Raw genomic sequence first — 22,627 nt, 5'->3', positions numbered from 1 at the left:
GTGGTCGATGTCGATCCGGCCGTCCGGATTGGACGCCGCGATGCCCACGGGCTCTCAGAATATCAAACGCTGGGCAACATTGGGCTTGCCACGTGCACTAACCTGCCATAGCGGACAAGCCGACCTAGCGGTAACTTGTCGCGTTATGTCGTTCGTGAAGCGCGCCGTCGGCCGTCTGGTCCACCGGGGCTGGGCCTACGTGCGGGAAGCCGCGGCGATCAGCCCGGCCGCCCCGGGCGGCTACCGGTTCCGCAGCATGGGCGAGGGAGTGTGCCTGTCCTTCCCCCAGGGCGCCATCTTCGGCGAGCAGTGGATCGAGATCGGCCCGCACACGCTCGTCGGGGAGCGGGTGTCGATCTCCGCCGGCATGGGCCCCGGCGTGGACCTCGGGCCCGACTCGATCGTGCGGATCGGCCGGGGCTGCTCGATCGGCAGGGGCAGCCACATCGTGGGCCACCAGTCCATCGACATCGGCGACGACGTCTTCACCGGCCCCTACGTCTACATCACCGACCAGAACCACGTGTACGACGACCCCGAGACGCCCATCGGACGGCAGTGGCCGCGCAACAAGCCGGTCTCCATCGGCTCGGGATCCTGGATCGGGACGGGGGCGATCATCCTGCCGGGCACGCGCATCGGCCGCCAGTCGGTGGTCGCGGGCGGCGCCGTGGTGCGCGGAGAGTTCCCCGACCACTCGGTCATCGCCGGCGTCCCCGCCAAGATCGTCCGGCGGCACTCCCCCGACCTCGGCTGGCACAGCCCCTCGGCCGCCCGCCTCGCCCCTCCCCTTCCCGCCGATGCCCGCACCCGATCCGAGCACGGGTCACGTACAGCCTGACCGTACGCCGGCAATCCCTCGCAGAATTGATCGTCGAGCGCGGAGCGCTGCCCAACCTCAAGACGACGTCCTTCAAGCCGGAGGACGTCCACCTCGTCGTCGAGGTGGTGTCTCCCGAATCGGCGGACAGGGACAGGGTGACGAAGCCGATCAAGTATTCCAATGCCGGCATCAAATACCTCTGGCGGATAGAGCCTGAGGACGAGCAGGCGGTCGCGTACACGTTCGAGCTGGAGCCGAGCGTCAAGGCGTACGTGCCGACCGGGATCCACCGCAAGCGCCTCATGACCTACGTCGGCTTCGACGTGGACATCGACCTGGACCTGAGCCGGTTCATCGGCTGACCCAGCCTTTCGAGTGACCCGCCGGTCAGCCGGGCGGCGCGGCGGCCCGGGCGCGGCGGGCCGCCCGGTAGCGCCGCACCCTGCGGATGAGCCGCCAGGCCACGAACGCCAGCACGGCCAGCGCCACCACCACCAGGACGGGCAGGAAGATCGCGATCAGGCTCATGCCCAGCGAGCCCACGTCCTCGACCGTGCTGACGACCGGCGCGCCCACGCCCGCCGTGCCGGCGTTCACCACCGGCCGCGCCGTGGCCTTGATCACGTGCACGGCGAGGGCGACGGCGATCCCCAGCAGCCAGCCGACCGCCGGATGCTCGGCCATCCACGCCGAGTTGTCGATCTTCGCCGCGGCCGCGGTGGCACTGAAGACCACGCCGCCGGACGCGGGCCGCACCGCCGTCTGGATCATGTCGTTGACGTGGTCGACCACGGGCACCTTGTCGAGGACGAACTCGGCGACCAGCAGCACGGCGACGATCGCGAGGACCCAGGTGTCCGACAGCCAGGCGTACTCGGCCGGCAGCCGCACCGCGTCGGTGAGCCGTGCGAGCACGCCGACGAGCAGCAACGGGATGTACGCGTTGAGCCCGGCCGCGGTCGACAGTCCGAGCCCGGTGAGCGCCGCGAACATGAGCAACCTCCTCCGGCCGGCGGGACAATCCCGCCTCCCCCTCAACGGACGGCTCCGGCGCCGTGTCCCCGGTTACTACCGCGAATCGGGCTTGCGACACCCGGGGGGCATGAGCCGGGCGCGGCCACCGGGCCGCCGGCTCAGCGCGGTCTTCCTGGCCTGCCGCCCGGTCGATGCCCGGAGGCGGTCAGCCTGTCGCGGCGGCGAGCTCGTCGATCGCCGTGGCGAGGTCCTCGGAGCAGGCTTCCCGTTTCGCGATCGCGCCAAAACGCTGCGCCTGCTCTCTCGTGGGGAGGAAGCCGGTCAGCATGGCGGGCAGGAGCAGGCGTCTGGCGAGCACCTCGGGGGCGGAGATGCCCTCGGGCCGCCGGACCACCGAGACGTTCACCCGGATGGCGTGCTCGTTGCCCGGCGGCACCCCGGGACGGTCGGTCTCCCTGGCGACGTAACGCATGCCGTGCACGACGTCACAACGCGGGCACCCCGCCCGGCGGCCCAGCGGACCGTCGCACTCGTCGCAGGTCAGGCGGTCGAGCGCGGCATCGACCACGCGCCAGTCATGCCGGTCCGGCTCGTCGGCCACCATCTCGGCGATCGCCCGCTCGTCGGCGGACGGGACACGGGCACCGAACTCGCGCAGGAGGAAGTCCCGCCAGCCCTCTTCCACGATCGCGTCGACCAGGTCCGCACACCGCGGGCACTCGGGAGCGCCGCCGTACTCCCAGCCGCCGCAGGACGGGCACCGACGCAGTGGCTCGCCCACCGCAGGTCGCATCATGACCTCCCGGGTTGGACCCCTCCTGCACGAGGCTAGGCGGGGCCCGCGGAGACGGCGACCGGTTTTCCGCCCCCTCCCACGGCGTTCAGAGCGCGCAGCGGTTCGGTCGCCGAGCCCACACACTCACCCCGCCGGGCGGGACCCGGGCGGCGAGCTCGGCCGCCTCGGCTACACCGCCGGGGGCCATCAGCAGCACCGGCGCTCCCGCGCCGAGCCGCCCACCGGGCCGCCCACCGAGCCGCGCTCAACCTCGCCGCGAGGAACTCACGGAGTCACTGCCGTTCTTCACCGGCCGGCTGGAGCACCAACAGGGCGCTGTCGCCCTCGACCCGTGCGAGCCGCAGGTCGACGCCGCCGATGCGGCCCGGCCTGCTCGTGCTGGTCGTCACCGCTCCCCTGACCCGGCAGCGGTCGTTGTAACAGTTCCGGCTGATGCTGATGTTCGCGCCGTCGACGACCGTCGAGGTGCCGGTGAAGGCGAGCCTGACGGCGTCTCCCCGCAGGCCCACCACGGTGATCTCGTCCACGCCCAGCCTCGGGTCGATCGGGATGCCGTCGCCCTCACGCACCCGCGCCTCGCAGTCGCCGTCCCGGCACCCGGCGAGGTCGCTCGGCGTCGCCGACGGGCTGGGCACCGGCGACGGTGCGGGCGTCGCGGACCGGCTGGGCGAGGCCGGGGCGAACGTGACCGGCCGGCTCACCGGCACCGTGGCGAACGACCGCGCCGGAGCCTCGCCGCAACCGGCGAGGAGCGCGGTCACCGACCCGGCGGTGAGCACGAGGCGGGCGGCAGGGCTGGACGCGATGGTCGTCGAACGCATGAATTCCCCGATTGCCACAGACGGATTCGCTCGGCGGGAGCCGCTCGAACAAGCCGCTCCCTTGACGCGTGGACATGAATCCACGCACCGACGATTGCCTTCCCCGCAACAGACCAGGTCAACCGGGTTCGGAGCCCGCACCCCGCTCATTTCCTCACCGCCGACAGCGTTTCCGGCAGGGTAATGCCGCGAAAATCAAACCGGTTTCCGCATTTCACCCACCAGCGGTTCTCGCGCACAATTCACTAGAACCTGTCGAATTCGAGATCCCGCGGCACGGGCGACGGCCCGGGGCCATGCCGCCTGCGCGGCTCGCCCCGGGCCGTCGGTATCGTCCCGGGCCGTTACGGCGGTAGCGCAGGTCACCGCCCGGCCACGAAAGGCTCGCCCGGCCCGGCGCGTCCCTGGCGGTTACCGGTGTGTGATCCGCACTCACCGCCAGGTCACGGGCCGACCATGATCGCGCTCGCCGCACGACTCGCACCAATCCGGCGGGTTCGCACGACTAGGCACGGCCACCGCCCGGCCATGAGCGCCCGCCATGCGGTCAGGCATGCGGTCAGGCATGCGGTCAGGCATGGTCACCGCACCGTCGTCGCGCCATCACTTCACGCCGTCACCTCACGGCGTCACTTCACGGCGTCACTTCACGCCGGCCTCGCGCATGTCGCGGACCTCGCGCTTGAGTTCCTTGATCTCGTCGCGCAGCCGGGCCGCCACCTCGAACTGCAGGTCGGCGGCGGCGTTGTGCATCTGCTCGGTCAGCGACTCGATCAGCGACTCCAGCTGGGCGCGCGGCATCTCCCCCGCGATCGCCTTCGCGTGCTGGCCCGCCCCGCGGGACGCGAGGCCCGGCACCGGCGCCTTGCCGCGCGACTGCTGCCGCCCGGCGCCCCCGAGAAGCTGCGCGGTGTCGGCGTCCTCGCGGACGAGGCTGTCCAGGATGTCGGCGATCTTCTTGCGCAGCGGCTGCGGGTCGATGCCGTGCGCCTCGTTGTAGGCGATCTGCTTGGCCCGGCGCCGGTTGGTCTCCTCGATCGCCCGCTCCATGCTGGGCGTGATCTTGTCGGCGTACATGTGGACCTGGCCGGACACGTTGCGGGCCGCGCGGCCGATCGTCTGGATCAGCGACGTCTCCGACCGCAGGAAGCCCTCCTTGTCGGCGTCGAGGATCGACACCAGCGACACCTCGGGCAGGTCGAGGCCCTCACGCAGCAGGTTGATGCCGACCAGCACGTCGAACTCGCCCATGCGCAGCTCGCGCAGCAGCTCGATGCGGCGCAGCGTGTCGACCTCGCTGTGCAGGTAGCGGACCCGGATGCCGTTGTCGAGCAGGTAGTCGGTGAGGTCCTCGGCCATCTTCTTGGTCAGCGTGGTGACCAGGACCCGCTCGTCCCGCTCCGCCCGGGCCCGGATCTCCTCCATGAGGTCGTCGATCTGGCCCTTGGTGGGCTTGATGATCACCTCGGGGTCCACCAGGCCGGTGGGGCGGATGACCTGCTCCACCACCTCGCCCTTGCTGCGGCCCAGCTCGTACGGCCCCGGCGTGGCGGACAGGTAGACGGTCTGCCCGATGCGCTCCAGGAACTCCTCCCACTTGAGCGGGCGGTTGTCCATCGCCGACGGCAGGCGGAATCCGTGGTCGACCAGCGTCCGCTTACGCGAGGCGTCGCCCTCGTACATCGCGCCGATCTGGGGGACGGTCTGGTGCGACTCGTCCAGCACGAGCATGAAGTCGTCGGGGAAGAAGTCGAGCAGCGTGTGCGGCGGGCTGCCCGCCTCACGGCCGTCGATGTGCCGCGAGTAGTTCTCGATCCCGGCGCAGGTGCCGACCTGGCGCATCATCTCGATGTCGTAGGTGGTGCGCATGCGCAGCCGCTGGGCCTCCAGCAGCTTGCCCTGCCGTTCCAGCTCGGCGAGCCGCTCGGCGAGCTCCGCCTCGATGCCGGCGATGGCCCGCTCCATCCGCTCGGGACCGGCCACGTAGTGGGAGGCGGGGAAGATGTGCAGCTCCTCGTCCTCGCCCACGACCTCGCCGGTCAGCGGGTGCAGCGTCGCCAGCTTCTCGATCTCGTCGCCGAACATCTCGATGCGGACGGCCAGCTCCTGGTAGACCGGGATGACCTCGACCGTGTCGCCGCGCACCCGGAACGTGCCCCGGGTGAAGGACAGGTCGTTGCGGGTGTACTGCATGTCGACCAGCCGCCGCAGCAGCTGGTCGCGCTCGATCTGCTGGCCGACCTTGAGCCCGACCATCCGGTCGACGTACTCCTGTGGCGTGCCCAGGCCGTAGATGCAGGAGACGGAGGCGACCACCACCACGTCGCGGCGCGACACCAGCGACCAGGTGGCCGAGTGGCGCAGCCGCTCGACCTCCTCGTTGATCGAGGAGTCCTTCTCGATGTAGGTGTCGCTCTGCGGGACGTACGCCTCGGGCTGGTAGTAGTCGTAGTACGACACGAAGTATTCGACCGCGTTGTTCGGCAACATCTCGCGCAGCTCGTTGGCGAACTGGGCGGCGAGCGTCTTGTTCGGCTGCATCACCAGCGTCGGGCGTTGCACCCGCTCGATGAGCCACGCCACCGTCGCGGTCTTGCCGGTGCCGGTCGCGCCGAGCAGGACCGTGTCCTTCTCACCGGCCCTGACCCGGCGCTCCAGCTCCGCGATCGCCGTGGGCTGGTCGCCGGACGGCGTCATGTCGGTGACGACCTGGAAGGGCGCGACCTTCCGCTGCAGGTCCATCATGGATGTCATCGCCGCTCAGCTCCTCACTCGCCCCGTCCACCGGCGCGGGCGGCCGCACAGACAGGCTCGCGTCCGCTCCAGTTCACCTCCATAACCTACGCGCGGTCACCGACAATTCCGGTCCCGATGCCCGCTCCGCCCCCGCCTCCGGGTCGCCGCGCCCTGCCCCGGCGAACCCTTTGCCGGAACATGACCCTGTCGTTACGATTCGAGTCGGGGGCCGACACTGACGGGATGGCGGGGCTGACCTATGGCGGGGTTGCGGAGTGCCGTCGGCCAGTCGCTCGCGTGGGCGGCCAAGAACGTCGACGGGGCCATCGCCCTCGTGCTGGCCGTGGCGGTGGGCGTGCTCGGCGTGCTGCCCGACCGCGTGATCCCCGACGAGGTGAAGTCGCAGCTCGTCAGCGGCACCACACTGGTCGTCCTGGCCCTGGTCGCGACCGCGCTGCTGCGCGACCGGGCCCGGCAGGAGCCCGTCGAGGAGGCCATGCACGCCACCTCCGGCGTCCTTTCGCGGCTGCCCGAGCGCCTGGACCGCCTCGACGAGCTGGAGGGCCTGGTCGCGGGCACCCGCCGGGCCCTGGAGGACATGGCGGTCATCCGCATCCTGGGCAGTCAGCACGAGATCGCGCAGGCGCACGCGGATGCCCGGCGGGGCACCGACCGCTGGACGTTCAAGGGCGGCACCGGCACCTACATGCGCGCCGTCACGCTGCCCGAGTGCGTGGCCGCCGCACGGCGTGAGAAGCGGCACCTCACGGTCCGCCTGGAGATCATCGACCCGACGGACGAGGCGGTGTGCGAGAGCTACGCGCACTACCGCAGGTCGCTGTCGGACCGCCCGGACGGCACCGGTGAGCTGTGGACGACCGACCGGGCGAGGAAGGAGTCGTACGCGAGCGTTCTGGCCGCGTTCTGGTATCGCCAGCGGTACGGCCTGCTCGACATCGCGGTGGGGCTCTCACCGGTCATGACGACCTTCCGCTGGGACATGTCCGGCCGCGCCCTGATCATGACGTCCGAGGACCCCAACCGGGCCATCATCGCCTTCAGCGGCTCGTTCTTCTACGAGAGCTGCGGCACCGAGCTGCGCACGAGCTTCGAGCAGGCCCGCCGCGTGGCGATCGACCGTTACCGGTCGGTGCCGCTGAGCGACGAGCCGACCGTCGAGGAGGTCCGCAGGCTGTTCGACCGCGTCGACCTCCCCCTGCCCAAGTCGTTCACCGACCGCGACGTGGTCGAGGTCACCCGCAAGGCGCTGCGCGCCAAGGATCCGTACGCGCCATGAGGTACCGGGACGTGCTCGACGTGCTCGCCGGCGGAAGCGCCCGCGAGTGGGCCCTCGACGTGCTCGGCGAGATCGCAGAGGGTGGCTCGGGCGTGCGGGGCGTGCGGCACCCGCTGGGGTTCCTCTGCCTGCCGCTGGTCCGCGAGGGAGACCTCGGGGTGTGCGTGCACGTGTGGACCGCCGCCGCGCGCCGCGCCCGCAGCACCACCTCCCAGGTCCACTGCCACAGCTGGGACCTGGTCAGCCACGTCCTGTACGGCCAGGTGCGCAACATCCACGCCGTGGTGACCGACACCACCCGGTCCCCCACACACCGCGTCTTCGAGGTGGTCAGCACGCCGTCGGGCGACGTCATCCGCCCCACCCAGAGGACCGTGGCGTACACCCCGGGACGCGCCGAGCTGTTCGGCGCCGGGGACACCTACACGCTCGTCGCGGGCGCCTTCCACAGCAGCGTCATCCCCGAGGACGGCGAGGCCGCCACCGTGGCGCTCGGCCGCGGGCGGCCGGACCTCGGGGACCTGTCGCTCGGGCCGCTCGCCACGCCCCTCCACCACGTCAGGCGGGAACGCCTCGACGACGCCGAGACCGCACGTGCCGCCGAGCTCGCCAGGAGGAGCCTGTGGACCTCGAACACGCCAGGCGGGTAGCCGTCGAGGCCGCCCTGGCCGCCGGGGCCGTGCTGCGCGAGAGCGCGCCGGGAGCGGTCACCGTCCACGACAAGGGCGGATCGGGCGACGTCGTGACCGACCTCGACCTGGCCGCCGAGAAGCTGATCCTCGACCGCATCCGGGCCGAGTTCCCCTCCCACCGGATCGTGGCCGAGGAGTCGGGCGTCCACGGCGGTGACCGTCCGGGCGGCGGATGGACCTGGCTGGTCGACCCCCTCGACGGCACGAACAACGTGGCGATCGGCCTTCCGGCGTACGTCGTGGGCCTGGCGCTGTGCGCGGACGGCCACCCGGTGCTCGGGGTGGTCCACGAGCCGCTCTCCGGCCGCACCTGGTCGGCCGTCAGCGGGGCCGGGGCCCGCGGACCGGCGGGGCCGCTGACCGGGCCGCCGCGCCGCGACCTCCCGCACGGGCCGGTGCTGGCCTGGACGCAGGGCCACGGGGTCTCCCGGCGGGACCCGGTGGCGCGGTCGCTCAAGATGACGATGGACGCCCGCGCCCGGCGGGTGCTCCAGCTCTGGGCGCCGCTGCTGTGCTGGGCGATGCTCGCGCGCGGCGACATCGACGGCATGATCGGCTACCGCGCGGAGGGGCTCGACCTGCCCGCCGGGGCCCTGATCGCCCGGGAGGCCGGCGTGGAGATCCGCGGGCTCGACGGCGGGCCGTTCGAGGCGTCCGCCGAGGGCCCGCCCGAGGACCGCAGCTTCGTCGCCGCGCCGCCCGCCCTGGTCGGCGACCTGCTCGACCTGGTCGCCGAGGCCCGCCGCCTGGCGCCCGCCCTGCCGGCGGTGTGACCCGGGGCCCTTCCGGGCCGGCGGATCCGGCCGAGGACCCGAAGCCGATCAGCCTCCGCGCGACGCGCACTGACGGGAGGCACACGACTCCACCGTCACCGTCAGTCGTCCAGTCCGCGGGCGGCGAGCGCCTCGCCCAGCGCGTCGGCGTGCCGCAGGGCGCCCACCACCAGCGGGACGGCGAAGGCACGCGGGCTCCGCTCGATTCCCCTGGCGCGCTGGGCCTCGCGCACCCGGGTGACCAGATCCGCGATCACCGGCACGCTGCGCAGCGTGAGGGACAGCAGCAGCGACAGGCGGAACGGGTCGAGGCCGGCGAACCTGGCGGGGGCGAGGCAGCGCTCCAGGCAGGCCATGAGCGCGCTGGTGCGCGTCGTGAGGGTGACCAGCCCGGCCAGGGCGACCGCGAGCACGACCCGGAGCGTGGAGGACGCCGCCGTGGGCAGGTCCGCGAACACCAGCTGCACGCCGAACAGGGCCACGGCGAACCAGCGGACGGGCCGCACCTGCGCCCAGGCGGCCGCGACGCCGACCCCGGAGGCGGCGTACAGCAGCACCACGGCGGCCGCGGCGCCCGCCAGCGCCGCGGGCGAGCGCAGCAGCAGGAGCGCGGTGCAGGACACGGCGAGCCCGGCGAGCTTGGCCCCGGCGGGCAGCCGGTGCAGGAGCGAACCGCCGGGCACGTAGGCGCCGGTGAGCCCGCTCACGCCATCATCTTCCTGTAGTGGCCGATCGCGGCGGCGGGCTCGGCATCGGCGACGATGCGCCCCTCGTCGATCACCAGCACGCGGTCGAAGTCCTCCAGCATCGGGAGGTCGTGGGTGACCACGACCACCTGCTGCGGAAGGGTCCGGAGCAGCGCGGCGACCTGCCGGGAGTGGCGCAGGTCGAGCAGCGTCGTCGGCTCGTCCATGACCAGGATCTCCGGTTCGAGCACCAGGACCGAGCAGAGGGCGAGCAGCTGCTTCTGGCCGCCGGACAGGTGATGCGCGGGGTGGTCGGCGTGCTCCCCCAGGCCGTACCGCTCCAGGACCTCCCGCACCCGGCGCTCGACCTCCTCGCGCGTCAGCCCCTTGCGGCGCAGCGAGAAGGCCACGTCCTCGGCCACCGTCGGCATGACGATCTGCGCGTCCGGGTCGGTGAACACGAACCCCACGCCACGCCTGATGCGGGCCGCGTGGCGGCGGGTGTCGAGCCCGGACACCGTCACCGTGCCCGAGGACGGCAGGACCAGGCCGTTGACCAGGCGGGCGAGCGTGCTCTTGCCCGAGCCGTTGGCCCCCACCACGCCCACGCGGCGCTCGGTCAGCGAGGCCGTGACGCCGCGCAGCACCTCCCGCTGCCCGAGCCGCACATGGACGTCCTCCAGCCGGATCACTCACACCACCTCGAACAGGGCGGCGATCCCGAGACCGCCGCCGACCGCGACCGCCGCCAGGCCCAGCGTCCCGGGAGGCGCCCCAGCCCCGACCCCAGACCCGAGGAGCCGGCTGAACAGCCGGGTCACCACCACCGCACCGCTCGCGCCCCAGGGATGGCCGAGGGCGAGCGCGCCACCGTCGGCGCACACGCGGTCGGCGTCCGCGCCGAGAGGATCGAGGCCGAGCGCGTCGGTGACCGCGAGCACCTGCGCCGCGAACGCCTCCACGATCTCCACCGCCGCCACCCTCTCCAGGTCCACTCCGGCCCGCCGCAGCACACGCCGTACGGCGGGCACCGGTCCCCACCCGGGAAGCGCGGGGTCGCAGCCGGCGACGGCGCCGGCCAGCAGGCGCAGACCGGGCAGGCCGGCCGCCGCGCGCAGCCGCTCGGGCACGACCGCGACGGCGGCGGCTCCGTCGCTCACCGGGGAGGAGTTGCCGGCCGTCACCGTACCCCCCGGCACGAACGCGGCGGGCAGCCGGGCCAGCGACTGCGGCCGCAGCACGCGCGGGCGCTGGTCGTCCGTCCGGCCGCCGATCGGGACGATCTCGCGGATGAACCGTCCGGCGTCCCGGGCGGCCAGCGCCCGCGCGTGGCTCCGGCAGGCGTACGCGTCCTGGCGCTCCCTGGTCACGCCGCGCGCGGCGGCGAGCGCCTCGGCGGCCGGGCCCATGTCCGGGTCGGGGTGCCCCTCCGGGGCGAACGGCGCCCGCTCGTACGGCACGCCCGGCTCGCCCTCCCGCCGGCGAACCCGCAGCGGCGCGGTGGAGGCGCTCTCGACGCCCCCGGCGACGACGAGCTCCGCCTCGCCGCAGCGGACCGCCTGGGCGGCCAGCAGGATCGCGGCGAGCCCGCTGCCGCACTGCCGGTCGACGGTGACGCCGGGCACCTCGTGGCCCATCCCGGCGGCCAGCGCGCAGACCCGGGCGAGGTTGCCCCCGGGGCCCGTGCAGTTGCCCAGCACCACGTCGTCCACCGGGACGCCGAGGTGCGCCACGTCGCGGGCGACCGCCTCGATGACGGGCGCTGCGAGCCGGTCGGCCGTCAGGGTCCGGAACGCGTGGCCGGCCGTGCCAATGGAGGTGCGGCGGGCCGCCACGACGACCGCGTGCTCGTCCATCTCAGTCGAGCCGCCGCAGGCCGGGGTCGTCGCCGGCGGCGAGACGGGAGGCGACGAGGCCGCGGGCCGGCTTGCCCGTGGGGGTCCGGGGCAGGGACCCGGCCGCGTACCAGCGCCGGGGCCGCTGCGCCGGGTCGAGTTCGGCGCGCGCCGTCGCCTCCAGCGCGGCTCTCGGCACGCCCCCGCCCTCGACGACCGCGGTGACCACGGCGCCCAGGTAGGGGTGCGGCGTGCCGACCACGACCACGTCGTCCACTCCCGGCACCTTCCTGAGCACCTCCTCGACGTCCTCGGGCACCACCGTGGCGCCGCCGGTCTGGATCGCGCCGTCGCCCCGGCCGCGCAGCCGCAGGACCTCGCCGGGCCGGTGCGGCTCGGCCAGGTCGCCGACCGTCATCCAGCCGCCGTCGTCCCGCCGCAGGGGGCCGGTCGCACCGGCCAGGTAACCCTCGCAGAGCCACGGGGAGCGCACCCACACCTCGCCGAGGGCCTGCCCGGGCGGCACCCTGACGTCGATCTCGACGCCCGGGAAGGGCCGCAGCCCGGCGCCGTCGGCGTCCACGGCGACGAACGACAGCTCGGTGGCGCCGTAATAGGACACCACACGCACTCCGGCCGCCGCGGCCCGGGTCCTGGCGGCGGCGTCCAGAGCGGCCCCGCCGACCACGGCCGTGCGCAGCGGGCCTCCGGCCTTCTCCAGGGCGTCCAGCACGGCCGGCAGGCGGTGGGGCACCACGTGGACCACGGTGGCCCGCCGCAACTGATCCGCCAGCAGGGACGGGGACCACCGGCCGGGGACCACGGCGGTCGCGCCCGTCGCCAGCGTGTGCACGGCGGCGAAGCCGTACAGGGAGGAGACCAGCGGGCCGGGGATCAGCACGACGTCGTCGGGACCGATCCCGGTCAGCGCGTCCAGGTGGGCGAACGACGCGGTCCACGAGGCCCGGCTGCGCACCACGGCGCGGGGCCTGCCGGTGCTGCCGGAGCTGAAGCAGGCCCAGGTGAGGTCGTCCGGCGCGGGGCGGTGCCGTACGGGCGGGCCGTCCGCCTCCGGCAGCGGGGCGTCGAAGCGGGCGGCGACCGGCACCGCGGCCATGACCTGCGCCCGCCGTTCCTCGCTCCAGGCGTGGTCGCACAGCAGCGGCGTGGCTCCCGCCAGATCGGCGGCGAGCACGGCGACGAGCAGGGCCACCGGGTCGGCCTGGCCGGCCGCGACGAGCGCGCCGGGCCCGATGCCCTCGTCGGCCATACGGCGGGCGGCGCGGCCGGCCCGGGCGGCGAGTTCGGCGTAGCCGAGGTCGCCTCCGGGCCCGGACACCGCGATCCGGTCCGGGCGGGCGGCGGCGTGCCGCATGACCTGCGCGGCTACCGGCACGGGCGCGTCACCGCCCCCCTGCCCGCAGCCGCTCGCGATGCACCGCGGGGACCGCGTCGGGGTAGGCCCGCTGGGTGCCCCGCGCCACGATCGACGCCAGCACCGCCTTGGCCAGGTCGCCGGGCAGGAAGGCGGCGCTGAGCAGCGCGGTCTTGCCCAGGGACAGCCCGGTGACCAGGGCCTGCACGGGGATGCCGCACAGGTAGACCACGCCGACGCCGCCGGCCAGGCAGGCGGTCACCAGCCGCACCGTGGACGGCGTGCGTCCGCCGCGTTCGACGATCCACCCGGTCAGGGCCGCGCCGGGAAGCCAGCCGATCAGGAAGCCGGCCGAGGGCCCGGTGAAGACGCCGAGCCCGCCGCGTCCGCCGGCCAGCAGGGGCAGCCCCGCGGCGACCAGCACGAGCAGGACCACGACGGCGAGGGCGGACCGCCACGTGCCGAGGATCGCCCCGGCGAGCATGACGCCGAGTGTCTGCAACGTGATCGGCACCGCGTCGCCGAAGATGTTCAGCGCGCCCGGCATGCCGAGCACGGCGATCAGCGCGGCGAAGACGCTGACCCTGGCGACGTCGGCCGCGGGGAAGCGCCGCCGCGGCGGACTCTGTTCATCTGTCACGGATCGATCCCATACCAAGACGCTCCGTTCGGCGCATGAGGATTCCCACAACTTTTCGCCGTGTCGTTCTCAGCGCCGCCCATAGCCGGGCGGTCCGGGCCGCTCGACCTGGGACGGAGCTCAGGCCGTGAGAATCAGGACGGTCACGGTCGCGGCGAGGCCGGTCACGGCGAGGCCCGCGCCGGTGGCGACGAACTTGGCCAGCGGCACCCGCACGTCCCCCCGTCGGCACCACTCGAACCACAGCAGCGTCGCGAGCGACCCCCAGGGCGTGATCACCGGGCCCAGGTTGGTGCCCGCGAGCAGCGACAGCAACTGCGTGTGGTTGGCCGCGGGAACGACCTGCTCGCCCGCGACGTACGCCGGGAGGTTGTTGAGCACGTTGGACAGCGCGGCTCCGGTGGCGGCCGCGCGGTAGGCGCCGTCCCCGTCGCCGCCCACGCCGACGAGCGCGCGCATGATGTCGGCCAGGCCGAGGCGGCTGAGCGCCGGGACCACGAGGAACAGCCCGGTGACGAAGACCAGCAGCCGCCAGGGGATCAGGCCCCACACGAGCCTGGCGCGGTCGCGCCAGGCGAAGGCGGCGACCACCGCGACCGCCGCGACGAGGGCCGCGACCTCGATCTTCACGCCCGCCAGGAGCGCGGCGATGAACAGCAGGCATGCCGCCCCCGCGACGCCGAACAGCACCCGGTCGGCCACCGGCACCGGAGGCGGCGGCACGTAGCGGTCCTCGCCCCGCTCGCCGCGCCGCCAGTAGAACGTCCACAGGAACGCCATCGTCACCGCGATCGACACAGCCTGGGGCGCCCACATCCGCGCGGCGAACTCCTGCGTGGTCAGCGCGACCCGGTTCATGGCGAGCAGGTTCGTGAGGTTGGAGACCGGCAGCAGCAGGCTCGCGGTGTTGGCCAGCCAGACCGTGGTCATCACGAGCGGCAGCGGCGCGATCTTCGCGCGCGGCGCAAGGGCCAGCATGACCGGCGTCAGCAGGACGGCCGTCGTGTCCAGGTTCAGGAAGATCGTTACCAGCGAGGCGAAGGCCGTGCAGAACAGGAAGAGAACGGCGTAGCTCCCCCGGCCGACGATCGCGATGCGGGTCGCGATGACGTCGAAGACCTGCGCCTCCTTGGTCAGCTCCGCCAGCACGATCACCGCGCCGAGGAACAGCAGCAGGGGGGCGATGCGTTCGACGCTGTCCCTGGCCTCCTCGGCCGGCAGCAGGCCGGTGGCCACGAAGACCAGGCCCGCCGCGAGCAGTCCGAACCTGATCCAGTCGAGAACGCTCAGTCTCCGCAGCCCGGTCGCCACGCGCACACCCTATCTCGCCGCCCGCCGAGATGATCGAACCCCTCCAAACCGTCGGTGGCAGCGTGAATACTGGGCCCATGACGCACACGGGGCGGGGGGACGCGCGGACCGAGATCTTCGTCAGCTACTCCCCCGCCGACGAGCGGTGGGCGACGTGGATCGCGTGGCAACTCGAAGCCGCCGGCTATCGCACGATGCTGCAGGCGTGGGACTTCGTGCCGGGCACCAACTTCATCGACTTCATGGACCGCGGGGTCAGCGAGGCCGACCTGGTCGTCGCGGTGCTCACCCGCAACTACCTGGGCTCCCGCTACGGCAGGCTCGAATGGCAGGCGGCGCTGCGCGCCGATCCCGACAACCCGTCCAACAAGCTCGTGACGGTGCGGCTGGAGGACTGCCCGCTCGACGGCCTGCTGTCCACGATCACCTGGGTGGACCTCCTCGGCGTGACCGACCCCGACGAGGCGCGGCGGCTGCTGCTGACCCGGATCCGGCAGGCCCTGGCCGGCCGGGCGAAGCCATCCGAGCCACCTCGGTTCCCCGCAGGCCCGGGGGCGCAGTCTCTCCAGCCCTCCGCCGACCCCGCGCCCCCCGCCGTACGGGTGCCCCGGGCCCGGCGCACCCCGGCCGCCGAGCCGGCGTTCCCGACGGCCGAGCGCGCGGGCGGCGCGTCCTCGGTGACCGTGCTGCACGTCGCCGGACCGCGGTTCGGGCGCGGCCTCGCCGAGGCGGACGAGCCGCTGGACGCGGGTGAGCTGCAGGCGAGCGTGTGGGCCGACCTGACCCGCCTCGCCGACGCCGGGGTGCCCAGGCCCGACCTCCTGGTGGTGACCGGAGACCTCACCGAGTCGGGCAGCATCCGCGAGTGCGAGCAGGCGCTGGCGTTCCTCACCGGGCTGCGCGTGCTGCTGGGGCTGGAACCCGGACGGCTGGTGGTCGTCCCCGGGCCGCGCGACGTCACCAAGGCGGCCTGCCGGGCCTACTTCGCGACCTGTGAGGCCGACGACGTGCGCCCGCAGCCGCCGTACTGGCCGAAGTGGCGGCACTTCTCCACGCTCTTCGGCGAGCTCTACCAGGGCCTCGACGGCCCGGCCTTCGACAGCGCCCAGCCGTGGACGCTGTTCGAGCTGCCCGAGCTGCGCACTGTCGTCGCCGGGATCAACTCCACGATCGCGATGAGCCACCGCGAGGAGGACGACCACGGCTTCGTCGGCGAGGCCCAGGCGGCGTGGTTCGCCGAGCGGCTGCGGCCGTTCGAGGGCTGGCTGCGGATCGGCGTCGTCGCCCATCCCCCGCGTCCCGGCCTACGCGACGCCGCCACCCTGGAACGGCTGCTCGGATCCCGGCTCGACCTGCTCGTCCACGGGCGGGGCCCCCGGGCCGGCGGCCCGGAGGAGGTCTGGGATCTGGAGGGGCTGCCGTGCGTGCCCGCGCTCGCCCCGGGCCGTCACCAGATCCTCCAGCTCACACCCGAGGGGCTGCGCCGGTGGACCCGCGACCGGCCGGAGCTGGGCGACCCCGAGGTCCAGCCGTACGGCTGGCGCGGCTGGCGGCCGCAGACCCCCGCCGCGGCGGCTCCAGAGCCGCCGGCGCGGGAGCCGGAGGAGCCGGCGGGCCCGGCCGACCTGCTGCTCGACCGGATCGCCGAGGTCTGCGAGACCCGCTTCGAGCGGGCCAAGATCCGCCGCGTCGCGGGCGACCCGCCGCGCCTGCTCGTCACCCACCCCGAGGACGGGTTCGTCCGCCAGGTCCTGATCGGCGCGCACGCCGGGGAGCTGGACCAGGATCGGGTCGAGGCGTTCCTCGGTCACGTCCACGCGGCGGGGCTGGAGCACGCCGCCGAGCTGGTCTACCAGGGGCCGCAACCGTCCCGGACGTTACGCGACGACGCGCTGCGGCGCGGGCTGCGGCTGCGCAGCTTCACCGAGTTCCAGGGCCTGCTCGATCTGTCGTCCTATGTGGCCGGGCAGACGGCCAGGCTGCGCGGCGACCGCCGCTACCCGCCGGAGCTGTACGTGCCGCAGCGGTTCCGGGAGCTCGACCGCACCGGCGGCGAGGTACGCGACGACCTGACCGGCGAGCTGATGCGGCTGCTCGCGGCCGACCACGGGCGGTTCGTGCTCGTGCTCGGCGACTTCGGCCGGGGCAAGACGTTCTCGCTACGCGAGGTGGCCAGGCGCATTCCCGCCGAGCTGCCGCACCTCACGCCGATCCTCATCGAGCTGCGCGCCCTCGACAAGGCGCACTCGGTCGCCGGGCTGGTCGCGGCGCACCTCGCCAACCACGGCGAGGAGCTGATCGACCTCAAGGCGTTCCACTACATGCTGCGCCAGGGCCGCATCGTGCTGCTGTTCGACGGCTTCGACGAGCTGGTCACCCGAGTGACGTACGAGCGGGCGGCCGACCACCTCGACACCCTGCTGCGCGCGGCGGAGGACAAGGCGAAGATCGTCGTGGCCGGGCGCACCCAGCACTTCAAGTCGCGCAGCCAGGTGATGACCGCCCTCGGGGAGAAGGTCGGCCTGCTGCCGAACCGCCGGGTGCTCAGTATCGAGGAGTTCACCGAGGAGCAGATCCGCGCGTATCTGGTCAACCGGTACGGCTCGCAGCAGGCGGCCGACGACCGGATGGCCCTGCTCACCGGCATCGCCGACCTGCTCGGCCTGGCGCACAACCCCCGCATGCTCAGCTTCATCGCCGACCTGCCCGCCGACAGGCTGCGCGCCGTCGCCCAGGCCGGGGAGGCGATCAGCGCCGCCGGTCTCTACCAGGAGATCCTCGACACGTGGCTGGCCTTCGAGGAGGAGCGCGTACGCGGCGTGGCCGGGGCCCCCGGCGGGCTGACCCGCGAGGAGCTGTGGCGGGCGGCGACCACGCTCGCGCTGCGGTTGTGGGAGACCGGCGAGACCTACCTGCGGCCGGCGGAGCTGGCCGAGGTCGCCGACACGCTCACCGGCCTGGCCGCCGACGCGCACAGCCGCGCGCCGTACGGGCCCGGCGCCGGCCCAGAGACTCCGGACACGGGATCCCAGCAGGTGAGATCCGGACAGGCAGGGCCCGGGCAGGCGCCGTACCGCCTTCCCGACGCGGACGGCGCCGGGATCGCGGGAGTGCAGGGGGCCGCGCAGCTGACGCCCGAGCAGGCCGCGCACGCCGTCGGAGCCGGCAGCCTGCTGGTCCGCACGGACGAGGGGTTGTTCGGGTTCATCCACGCCTCGGTCGTCGAATGGCTGGTGGCACGGCACCTCGCGGAGTCGCTCGGCACCGGCCGCGCTCCGGGGCTGGGCCTGCGGCCGTTGTCGGCGCTGGCCGTCGACTTCCTGTGCGACCTGGCCGACGCGTCACGGCTGCAGGCGTGGGCGGCCCGCACACTCGCCTCCCCCGACTCCGGCGACGTCGCACGGGCCAACGCCATCAAGGTGACCACCCGGCTGCGCACCTCGGCCAGGACCGACCTGCGCGGAGCCAGGCTCAGCGGCGAGGACCTGTCCTACCGCGAGCTGCAGGGCGTGGACCTCACCGGCGCCGACCTGACCGACACCCGGCTCGTCGGGGCCGACCTGTCCCACGCGGTGCTCAGGGACGCCCGGCTGGCCGGGGCGCGGCTGGACGAGGCCGTGCTGGTGGGGGCCGACCTGCGCGGCGCCGACCTCACCCGGGCCCGGCTCGCCCGCGCCGACCTGCGGGACGTCGCCATCGAGGGCAGCCGCTGGGACCGGGCCGCGCTGATCGCCGTCACCGGCGTCCCCCGGGACGCGCCGGAGCTGCGCGGCGCGGCCGTGGCGCCCGCCGTCCCAGCCGGGAGGACGCCCGCGAGGACACCCGCGAGGACACGGACGGACGGCGGGCAGGTCGGCGCCGAGCTGGCCCCCGCCGTCGTCGGCGTGCCGTACGGCTACCACTTCGAGAGCAGCCGCCTGCCCGAACCGGTCGCCTACCACCCCGACGGCGGCGTGCTCGCCCTGGGCGGGGAGGACGGCGGGGTTCTGGTCTGCGACAGCGTCACCGGGTCCGCCCTGCGCACGCTGCAGGGTCACCGGGGCCGCGTCTACAAGGTCGCCTACGGCGAGGCCGGGCTGGTGACCGGCGCGAGCGACGGGACCGTGCGAGTGTGGGACCCGGCCACCGGAGAGCTTTCGCACGTCCTGCGCGGCCATCCCGAGGGAGTGTGGCCCGTGGTGACCTCCGGTGACATGGTCGCGGCTGGCGGCGCGGACGGTGTCATGCGGGTCTGGGCGTCCGGAGGGCTCGCGTGGGAGCTGCCGGGCCACACCGCCCCGATCTACACGGCCGTGTTCCTGCCGGGGCTGCTGGTGACCGGCGACAGCACGGGGGCGATCCGCGTGTGGGACCTCGCCACCGGGCAGGTGCGCCACCATCTGCACGGCCACAGCGGAGCCGTCTACAGGCTCGTCCTGAGCCCCGACGGCACCCACCTGGCCGCCGGGGACGGGCAGGGCGTGCTGCGGATCTGGGACCCCCGCACCGGCGCCGCCCTGCACGAGCTCACCGGTCACCCCGGCCGGATCTACTCCCTCGCCTTCCATCCGGAGGGCCGGTTGCTCGCCTCCGGCGACACCGAGGGAGCCGTACGGCTGTGGGACCCGGTCACGGGCACGGCCGCCGGCAGCCTGCCCGGGCACCGCGGCGCCGTCTACCAGGTCCTGTTCGATCCCACGGGCGAGCTGCTGGCGACCGGCGACAGCGACGGGGTCGTCCGGATCTGGGACCACCGCACGGGCCAGGCGCGTGCCGAGCTGACCGGGCATCGGGGGTCCGTGTGGCCGTTCGCGTTCCGCCCGGACGGCCGGCAGCTCGCGACCTGCAGCAACGACGGCACCGCCCGCCTGTGGGATCCGCACACCGGTCAGTGCGTCCAGACGCTGCGCGGCCACGGCCGCCGCATCACGTCGGTCCGCTTCTCCGCCGACGGCGGCATGCTCGCCGCCTGCGGCAACGACGGCTACGTACGGCTGTGGGACCCGGTCACGGGCCGCGGCCTGCGTTCGCTCACCGGGGCGGCCGACCGGCTGGTGTCGGCCGTCTTCAGCCCGGCCGGCCCGCTGCTGGCGACCGCGAGCAACGACGGCGGCGTCTACCTGTGGAACCCGGTGGCAGGGACGTACGAACGCGAGCTCAACGTGGAGACCGACCATGTGTGGGCAGAGGCGTTCAGCCCCGACGGGCAACTGCTGGCCACCGCCAACGACGACGACAGCGTCCGGCTGTGGTATCGCCCCTCCGGGCGGCAGGTCGCCAACCTCGCCGGGCACCGGGGTCGCGTCAGGTCGATCGCCTTCAGCCCCGACGGCAGGCTCGTGGCCACCGGCTGCGATGACCGCAACGTGCGGCTGTGGGACGCGTCGACCGGCCAGTGGGCGGCGACGCTGAGCGGCCACGACGACCGGGTGTACGCGGTGGCCTTCTCCCCCTCGGGCGACCTGCTGGCGAGCGCGAGCAACGACGGCACCGCCCGCCTGTGGGAGGTCGCCTCCGGCGAGTGCCTGCACGTGCTCGCCGGCGGCGGGCGGCTGTGGACGGCCGCCTTCAGCCCCTCGGGTGACCTCCTGGCCACCGCCGGGGACGACCTCGCCGTCCACCTGTGGGATCCGGCCTCCGGCGCGCGCGTCGACACCCTCGCGGGTCACGGCCGCCGCATCTGGTCGGTCGCGTTCCATCCCTCCGGCGACCTGCTCGCCAGCGCCGGGGACGACGGCGTGGTGATCCTCTGGGACGTCCCCGCACGCGAACGCCGCGCCACGCTGCTCGGCCTGCCGGAGGGATGGGCCGCGTTCTCGCCCGGCGGGCTGTACAAGCTGGAAGGCGACGTGACGGGCCAGTTCTGGTACGCGATCGGCATGTGCCGGTTCGAGCCCGGCGAGCTGGACGAATACCTGCCCGAGGTCAGACGGCTGGCCCTCGACGAGCCGTTCTGACCGGCAGTCCACGCCCAGTGCTCGCAGGGCGCTGTCCTCGCAGCGCCCGGTGCGCGGAGGCGCAGTACTCGGAGGCTCGGTGCTCGGAGGCGCAGTGCTCGGAGGCTCAGTGCTCGGAGGCTCAGTGCTCGGAGGCTCGGCGCTCGGAGGCTCAGTGCTCGGAGGCTCAGTGCTCGGGGCTCGGCCGTCGGGGGCCCAGTGCTCGGAGGCGCAGTGCTCGGGGGCCCAGTGCTCGGGGGCCGGTGCGCGGAGGCTCAGTGCTCGCGGGCGGTGCGGAGCCCGGAGATGACCATGTGGGCCAGCAGGGCGTGGCTTTCGTCGAGGTCTTCGGCGAGCTGGAACGCGCCCGCCGCCTCCAGGACGGCGAATCCGTGCATCGCGGCGCGCAGGCAGCGGACCGCGTGGGTCGCTGCCGAGCCCTCCAGCCCGTACGCCCGCAGCGCCGCGAGCATGATGCCGACCAAGCGGTCTGCCGCCTCGGCCGTCTCGGGCCGCGGCGCCTGGATCAGCGCGGAGTAGCGGTGCGGATGCCGGGCGGCGTAGGAGCGCCAGCCGTCCATCAGGGCGCGCAGCGCATCGTCGCCGGACCGGCCGAGCACCGCCTCGCTCGCGATCTCCGTCAGCTCGCCCATCACCCGCCCGGAGACAAGGACGCGCAGCTCGGCGAGGTTGCGTACGTGCTTGTAGAGGGAGGGCGTGGCGACCCCCGCGCGCCCGGCGATCGCGGACAGGGTGAGCGCGTCGGGGCCCTCCTCGTCCACGACCCGCAGCGCGAGGTCGACGACGGCGTCCGGGGACAGAGCCGCCCTAGCCACGAGCCGCCTCCTTGAGGAACGCGAGCATCGCGGCGGCGACCTCCTCGGGGTGCTGCGCGTGCGGGTAGTGCCCGGCGCCGTCGATCATCACCACCGTCCCCAGCCCGGGCGGCATGCCGGCGACGACGCCGTCCGCCTCGGCGCGCGGGTCGGCCCAGTCGGGATCGCGGGTGCCCATGACGACCAGGGCGGGGCAGCGGATGCCGCCGAGGTGGGCGCCGGCGTCCGCGGGCGCGGACGCGCCCATCGCGCTCACCACGGCCATCCGGCCCGGCCTGCGCAGGTCGTTCTCCAGGGCGGCCAGATAGTCCGCCCAGTCGGCGGGCTTGACGCCGGGGTAGGCGTGGTCGAGGTAGCTCTTCCACAGCCCGGTGCTGCGAAACAGCGCCACCCCCATGAGCCGCGTTACGCCCTTGCGGTAGTGGCCGTTGCTCAGCAGGCCGCCCAGGTCGGGCTTCTGCGGGCGGGTGAAGGGGCCGATCTCCACGAGGGCGGTGACCAGCTCCGGCCGCCGCGCCGCCGTGATGGTGGCCGCTCCCCCGGCGAACGAGTGCCCCACGACGACGGCGGGTCCGCCCAGGTGCTCGATCAGGGCGACGATGTCGTTCGCGGTGTCGGCGCGGGTGTAGGAGTCCCAGCCGAGGCTCGACTCGCCGTGCCCGCGCAGGTCCATGGTCGCCACGCGATACCCGGCGACGGCCAGCGCCGGGGCGAGGAATCGGTAGGTGTTCCGGGTGATCCCCATGCCGGGGACCATCACGACCAGCGGGCCCTCCCCCGTCACGTCGTACGCGATCTCACCGTCGCCGACCTTCAGGAACTCGGTCACGCAATCCTCCAAGCTCATTTGCATAGCCCGTAGGCTAATGCCATTAGCTAAGGCGCGTCAAGGCCGGCAGGGCGACATCGGGCAGGATCGGATGGAGGGCGCTCGGGCGGCGGAACGACGGCGACCGCGACGTTCGGTCTGTCCGCCACAAGGGGCGCCTTTACAATGTAGATTCGCAAGGGGTCGCGGGAGTCCATGCGACTTACAGGGAGCGAATCGCCGGCCGCCGGGCCGGCTTGGCGGGCACAGGGTTGCTCACAGCTCGCGCACCGCTGCCGCGGCCGGCG

18 protein-coding genes are annotated in these 22,627 nt (G+C 73.8%); 6 read left to right on the top strand and 12 right to left on the bottom strand.

Features of this window, described 5'->3' with window-relative positions; all coding sequences use genetic code 11:
• The first annotated feature begins 145 nt into the window (after positions 1-145).
• Both ABZ857_RS27250 and ABZ857_RS27245 read left to right on the top strand, forming a co-directional pair.
• A complete protein-coding gene (locus ABZ857_RS27250; RefSeq protein ID WP_357047686.1) occupies positions 146-841 on the top strand; it encodes an acyltransferase in 696 nt (231 codons plus the stop codon).
• Between the two features lie 26 nt (positions 842-867).
• Positions 868-1,185: a Uma2 family endonuclease gene (locus ABZ857_RS27245; protein WP_357047684.1), complete on the top strand. Its 318-nt coding sequence runs from the start codon at positions 868-870 to the stop codon at positions 1,183-1,185.
• A gap of 25 nt (positions 1,186-1,210) precedes the next feature.
• On the opposite strand, the gene ABZ857_RS27240 is transcribed toward ABZ857_RS27245, so the two are convergent.
• The 4 genes from ABZ857_RS27240 to uvrB all read right to left on the bottom strand — a co-directional run bounded on the left by ABZ857_RS27240 (position 1,211) and on the right by uvrB (position 6,169).
• Positions 1,211-1,816, bottom strand: coding sequence for a DUF4126 domain-containing protein (locus ABZ857_RS27240; protein WP_357047681.1), 606 nt, complete (start codon positions 1,814-1,816; stop codon positions 1,211-1,213).
• Positions 1,817-2,003: 187 nt separating this feature from the next.
• Complete coding sequence (locus tag ABZ857_RS27235) at positions 2,004-2,594, bottom strand: hypothetical protein (RefSeq protein WP_357047678.1); 591 nt, start codon at positions 2,592-2,594, stop codon at positions 2,004-2,006.
• Positions 2,595-2,866: 272 nt separating this feature from the next.
• The gene (locus tag ABZ857_RS27230; protein WP_357047675.1) at positions 2,867-3,415 is read right to left on the bottom strand and encodes a hypothetical protein; all 549 of its coding nucleotides are present in this window, start codon (positions 3,413-3,415) and stop codon (positions 2,867-2,869) included.
• 642 nt (positions 3,416-4,057) lie between these two features.
• Positions 4,058-6,169: an excinuclease ABC subunit UvrB gene (uvrB, locus tag ABZ857_RS27225; RefSeq protein WP_357047672.1), complete on the bottom strand. Its 2,112-nt coding sequence runs from the start codon at positions 6,167-6,169 to the stop codon at positions 4,058-4,060.
• A gap of 241 nt (positions 6,170-6,410) precedes the next feature.
• Here uvrB and ABZ857_RS27220 point away from each other — a divergent pair, with 241 nt between their 5' ends.
• The 3 genes from ABZ857_RS27220 to ABZ857_RS27210 are packed head-to-tail and all read left to right on the top strand — an operon-like array spanning position 6,411 to position 8,913.
• A complete protein-coding gene (locus tag ABZ857_RS27220; RefSeq protein WP_357047670.1) occupies positions 6,411-7,448 on the top strand; it encodes a hypothetical protein in 1,038 nt (345 codons plus the stop codon).
• Entirely contained in the window at positions 7,445-8,098 is a 654-nt protein-coding gene (locus ABZ857_RS27215; RefSeq protein WP_357047667.1) for a hypothetical protein, read from the top strand. The genes ABZ857_RS27220 and ABZ857_RS27215 overlap by 4 nt, the downstream gene beginning before the upstream one ends.
• Positions 8,071-8,913: an inositol monophosphatase gene (locus tag ABZ857_RS27210; protein WP_357047664.1), complete on the top strand. Its 843-nt coding sequence runs from the start codon at positions 8,071-8,073 to the stop codon at positions 8,911-8,913. Before ABZ857_RS27215 ends, ABZ857_RS27210 begins: the two co-directional genes overlap by 28 nt.
• Before the next feature lie 101 nt (positions 8,914-9,014).
• Here ABZ857_RS27210 and ABZ857_RS27205 read toward each other — a convergent pair whose 3' ends face one another.
• The 6 genes from ABZ857_RS27205 to ABZ857_RS27180 all read right to left on the bottom strand — a co-directional run bounded on the left by ABZ857_RS27205 (position 9,015) and on the right by ABZ857_RS27180 (position 14,760).
• Positions 9,015-9,620, bottom strand: coding sequence for an energy-coupling factor transporter transmembrane protein EcfT (locus tag ABZ857_RS27205; protein ID WP_357047661.1), 606 nt, complete (start codon positions 9,618-9,620; stop codon positions 9,015-9,017).
• The gene (locus ABZ857_RS27200) at positions 9,617-10,291 is read right to left on the bottom strand and encodes an ABC transporter ATP-binding protein (protein WP_357047658.1); all 675 of its coding nucleotides are present in this window, start codon (positions 10,289-10,291) and stop codon (positions 9,617-9,619) included. Before ABZ857_RS27200 ends, ABZ857_RS27205 begins: the two co-directional genes overlap by 4 nt.
• A complete protein-coding gene (locus tag ABZ857_RS27195; protein WP_357047655.1) occupies positions 10,292-11,455 on the bottom strand; it encodes a thiolase family protein in 1,164 nt (387 codons plus the stop codon).
• Position 11,456: 1 nt separating this feature from the next.
• Positions 11,457-12,830 carry an AMP-binding protein gene (locus tag ABZ857_RS27190; RefSeq protein WP_357047652.1) on the bottom strand — a complete coding sequence of 458 codons (1,374 nt, stop codon included), beginning with the start codon at positions 12,828-12,830 and terminating at the stop codon, positions 11,457-11,459.
• Between the two features lie 7 nt (positions 12,831-12,837).
• A complete protein-coding gene (locus ABZ857_RS27185; RefSeq protein WP_357047649.1) occupies positions 12,838-13,449 on the bottom strand; it encodes a biotin transporter BioY in 612 nt (203 codons plus the stop codon).
• A 120-nt stretch (positions 13,450-13,569) separates the two neighbouring features.
• Positions 13,570-14,760 (bottom strand): SLC13 family permease, encoded by a 1,191-nt coding sequence (locus ABZ857_RS27180; protein WP_357047646.1) that lies wholly within the window; start codon positions 14,758-14,760, stop codon positions 13,570-13,572.
• 77 nt (positions 14,761-14,837) lie between these two features.
• Here ABZ857_RS27180 and ABZ857_RS27175 point away from each other — a divergent pair, with 77 nt between their 5' ends.
• Positions 14,838-20,696 carry a TIR domain-containing protein gene (locus ABZ857_RS27175; protein WP_357047643.1) on the top strand — a complete coding sequence of 1,953 codons (5,859 nt, stop codon included), beginning with the start codon at positions 14,838-14,840 and terminating at the stop codon, positions 20,694-20,696.
• 254 nt (positions 20,697-20,950) lie between these two features.
• On the opposite strand, the gene ABZ857_RS27170 is transcribed toward ABZ857_RS27175, so the two are convergent.
• Together ABZ857_RS27170 and ABZ857_RS27165 are read right to left on the bottom strand one after the other, a co-directional pair.
• Entirely contained in the window at positions 20,951-21,511 is a 561-nt protein-coding gene (locus tag ABZ857_RS27170) for a TetR/AcrR family transcriptional regulator (protein WP_357047640.1), read from the bottom strand.
• Positions 21,504-22,340, bottom strand: a complete 837-nt coding sequence (locus tag ABZ857_RS27165; RefSeq protein WP_357047637.1) for an alpha/beta hydrolase — start codon at positions 22,338-22,340, stop codon at positions 21,504-21,506. Before ABZ857_RS27165 ends, ABZ857_RS27170 begins: the two co-directional genes overlap by 8 nt.
• Between the last annotated feature and the right edge of the window lie 287 nt (positions 22,341-22,627).

The organism is Microbispora sp. NPDC046933 (assembly GCF_040644635.1).
Lineage (GTDB): Bacteria > Actinomycetota > Actinomycetes > Streptosporangiales > Streptosporangiaceae > Microbispora.
This window is presented reverse-complemented; position numbering and strand designations above follow the sequence as displayed.